The following is a 3,919-nucleotide window of genomic DNA, read 5'->3' on the forward strand; positions in this document are numbered from 1 at the left end:
TCGAGGGCGTCCCCGAGCTCGGCGGGCGACACCGTGTCGTCGCTCCCCCAGAGCCCGATCGACTGCGAGATCCGGTCCGGGTCCCGCGCGCGCAACGCCTCGGCCAGCCCGCGGCTGCGCTCGGGGCCCGCCCCGCTCAGCGCGAAGTAGTCCCAGACGACCAGCTCATCCGCCGCGGCGAGCAGGCGGTCGTAGTCGTGCCCGCTCTCGGGGCGATCCCCCGAGAGATCGCCCTCGGGCGCGCGCACATCGATTTCGAGCCGCGCCCCGTGCTCCCCCGCGATCCGGCGGGCATCCGCCGCGACCCCGGCCAGCACCGAGGAGCGCCACTGGCCGAGCTCGGGGTCGTCCTCCCGAATATCGCCGTCCCGGTCCCGCGGCCAGTCGTGCTGGCCCGAGAACGCGGCAAAGGAGGTGAGGTCTGCCGCGCCGAAGGTCGCCCCGTCGAACATGAACTCGGTCAGCGCGATTCGGTCGGGGGCGTAGCGTTCGGCGACCAGGGCGACCACGTCGAGCAGCCGCTCGCCCACCGGCCCGCTCTCCCACGCCGCGGCCGAGGCGAAGGACTCCGAGCGGTGGCCGTCCGCGCCCTCGCCCGCGACGGATTCGTCTCGGGCGATCCACCCCGGGATGAGGGCGTCGATCGTAAGCGTGATCTCGCGCGGAGCCCCGCTGGGGTCCGTGCGGAGCCCCTCGACCGCCCGCGCGACGAAGTCCTCCCCCGTCTCGGCGACCAGCGCCGACTCCGCCTCCGGGGCCTCTGGCCGGGGGAAGGCGCTCCAGTCGAGTCGGCCGACGGACAGGCTGGCCGAGGTCGCCCCGACCCGGGCCAGCCGGGCGCTCTCCGCCGCCCAGTCGGCCTCGGGGACGACGACGTCCTCGAAGCCGTAGTTGATACGCCGCTCCGGTGGGGAATCCGGAGCGACGCAGCCGGTCAGGAGCGCCGCGAGGGTGATCGCTAAGGCTCCGGGAATGAGGGACCGGGCCGGGCGGTTCATCCGCGCCCCCCGGTCAGGGCGGCCCGGGTGTCACCGGGGCCGAGACGGCGGGCCTCCCGGACCGTCACCACGCCGGTCCGGTCGAGCTTGTTCCAGTGCCCGGGGCGGCCCCTTGCCTCCTGGATGAGCGCGACCAGCATCGTCGCGCCGACGAACACCGAGTAGATCGGCCAGAGCGGGAGCGTCCAGAGGTAGCGCAGGTCGCCCCAGGCCCGGTTCAGGCCCATCGCGTACACCGCGAGCACCGCCGCGGTGACGAGGCCGAGCAGGCCGATCACCCCGAGCAGGTCGTGCGGCAGCAGGGGGCTGTCCACCGCGAGTAACAGGGGAATCCCGGTGAGGACCACGAGCTGCAGCACGGGGATCAGCACCATCGTGATGAGGTTCAGGACGAGGAACAGGCCAAAGACCCCGTAGCGGGGGTTGCCGAGCATCGCGCGGTGCGTCCGGATCGTCTGCAGCAGGCCGCGCGCCCAGCGGACGCGCTGCTTCCACAGGCCAGCGATCGTGGCGGGCGACTCCGCGTAGACGAGCGCGCGCGGGGTGAAGTTCACCCGGTACCCCGCCCGGTACACCCGCCAGGTCAGTTCGAGGTCCTCGCCGAGGGTGTGCTCGTCGAGGGGGCCGGTCTGCTCCAGCACGTCCCGGCGGAACGCGCCGATGTTGCCCGAGACGATCGGCATGCACCAGAGCACGGTGAGGGCCCGGCGGACGAGGCCCGTGCCGATGTGGCTGATCACGGTGAGCAGCTGGGTCTGCACCCGGTTCAGGTTCACCGGGCGGTCGTCGCCGCACACGGCGCCGACCCCGGCGTCGGTGAACCCGGCGAGGATGTGCTCGACCGTGTCCGGGCCGAAGATGCCGTCCGCGTCCACGAACAGGAGCACCTCCCCGGTCGCGCTCGCCGCGCCCCGGTTCAGCGCCGCCCCCTTGCCCGCGTTCTCCTGACCGATGAAGCGCACCCGCTCGTGCCGCTCGGCCAGCCTGGCCATCCGGGCCGCCGTGTCGTCGGTCGAGCCGTCGTCGACGAGGATGATCTCGAGGCCCGGGTAGCGGCTCTGCGCGATCGACGCGACGCAGCTGTCGATCACGAGGCCCTCGTTGTAGCCCGGCACCACGACCGTGACCGAGGGCGTCGCGTCGAGCAGGGTCCAGTCCCCGCGGGCGCGCTCGTGCGCGGCGCGCACCTCGAAGAGCAGGCTCAGCGGCACCGCGAGCAGCTTGAGCGCCCCGAAGAGGAGGATCACGACCCCCGCCGCCGCGAGCCCGGCCACGAGGGCGTCGACCACCGGGCCGGTCACCGGTTCGCCCCAGCCGTGCCGTACTCGGCGAGCACGCGCCCGAGCAGCTCCGGCGCGGCGCGGCTGTTCGCGCCGAAGCGGGCGTTGATCTCGAGCACGACGGGGGTGCCGTCCGGGAGCAGGCGGATGTCCAGGTCAACCGGGCCCGTCAGCCCGAGGGCGTCGACGGCGTCCCGGGCGAGCTCGGCGACGCGCGGGGCGGCCCGGTTCGGGACGGGGACGACCCCCGTCGCGTTGCCGAGCCGACCGTTTCGCCAGCCCGTCTTCCGGAGCAGGTGCACCGTGGTCTCGCCGGGCTCCCCGGCGCTCCGGCTACCCCCGCCCGCGAAGACGACCGGCGCGTACTCCTCCCCCGGCGCGAACTGTTGCAGGAGCTCCCCCTCGCCCAGCGCGGCGAAGGCCCCCGCGGCGTCCGCGTCGAGCAGGCGCACCCCGCGGCCGCCGCGGGACACCCGCGGCTTCGCGATGAAGGGGGCGCCCAGGTCGTCGAGGGCCTCGCCGAGCGAGCCGAAGTCGTCCGGCCGGCCGAAGGCGGGCACGGCGAGCCCGGCCGCGGCGAGCCGCTGCATCGTGCGGAGCTTGTCGTCGGCGTCGAGCACCGCGGCGAGGGGGGCGATCAGCACGGCGACGGCGGGCGGAAAGGTGCCCGCCTGCCGGGCGAGGCCCGGCAGCTCCTCGCTGACCGTGGGGATGAGCAGCTCGGCCGCGGTGCGCCCGGCGATCTCGCGGAGCGCGTCGAGCATGCCGGGGTCGCTCGCCGCGGGCACCCGGTGCTGCTCGGAGACGTGTTCGCCCGGCACGGGAGCGAGGTCCACGCCGATGACGTGGTGCCCCCGGCCGCGGAGCTGCTGGCCCAGGGCGATGCCGGCCGGTCCCCCGGATCCGGTCACGAGGATCCGCATCACAGCCCCCCGAATCCCGCGCCGAGCAGGCGGACCGCTTCGAAAGCCTCGGCGTATTCCCGCTTGGCCTGCGCCCCGCGGAAGGAGGCGATCCCTCGGACGTGTTTCGATTTCATATACGGTTTCCCGGTCTGGCCCGTGTGGGCCTCGACCGCCTTCACTTTGATGTTGATGTACTGGGCGATGTCGATGAAGATGCTGGGGTTGAAGGCCCGGGTCGTCGAGGGGCTCTCGTAGCAAAGGATCGAGGGGTGGTGCCGGGCCGCCCGGAGCGTGGCCTGGTGCACCGCGAAGTGGTCCTGGTGCTGATCGGAGGCGGAGTGGGTGAGCACGATATCCGGGTTGACGCGCAGCAGCTCGTCCTCGATGCTCGCCACCATGTCCCGGTTCCGGCTCGGCAGCTCGGTGTCGGGGTAGTCGAGCACGCTGAGCCGGGTCAGGCCGAGGAAGGCCCCGGCACGGCGCGCCTCGCTCGGGCGCTCCGCCGAGTTGCCGCCCCGGGTGCCCTGGCTCATCACCACGGCGTGCACCTCGTGCCCCTGGTCGATGAGCTTCGCCAGGGTGCCGCCGCAGGCGAGCTCCAGGTCGTCCGGGTGCGCGCCGATGGCGAGGACCACGCGGTGCCGGGCGTCCCGCGGCGGCTGAATCCGCGCGGGCACGAGCACGCTGGCCCCGACGAAGGCCGCGAGCAGCGTCACGATCACGCACAGCTCGTGCA

Annotated in this window: 4 protein-coding genes; all 4 read right to left on the reverse strand. The window is 73.8% G+C overall.

Annotated elements, in window-relative coordinates; all coding sequences use genetic code 11:
* Positions 1-998: hypothetical protein (locus tag OOT08_RS18645; RefSeq protein WP_325094395.1), on the reverse strand; the 998-nt coding region annotated here is incomplete at its 3' end.
* Positions 995-2,299: a glycosyltransferase gene (locus tag OOT08_RS18650; protein ID WP_325094397.1), complete on the reverse strand. Its 1,305-nt coding sequence runs from the start codon at positions 2,297-2,299 to the stop codon at positions 995-997. The genes OOT08_RS18645 and OOT08_RS18650, both read right to left, overlap by 4 nt.
* Positions 2,296-3,189 carry an ATP-grasp domain-containing protein gene (locus OOT08_RS18655; protein ID WP_325094398.1) on the reverse strand — a complete coding sequence of 298 codons (894 nt, stop codon included), beginning with the start codon at positions 3,187-3,189 and terminating at the stop codon, positions 2,296-2,298. Before OOT08_RS18655 ends, OOT08_RS18650 begins: the two co-directional genes overlap by 4 nt.
* A gap of 11 nt (positions 3,190-3,200) precedes the next feature.
* On the reverse strand, positions 3,201-3,919 hold a 719-nt coding region (locus OOT08_RS18660), incomplete at its 5' end, for a PIG-L deacetylase family protein (RefSeq protein WP_325094399.1).

The organism is Leucobacter sp. M11, from assembly GCF_035726885.1.
Taxonomy (GTDB): domain Bacteria; phylum Actinomycetota; class Actinomycetes; order Actinomycetales; family Microbacteriaceae; genus JAPFRB01.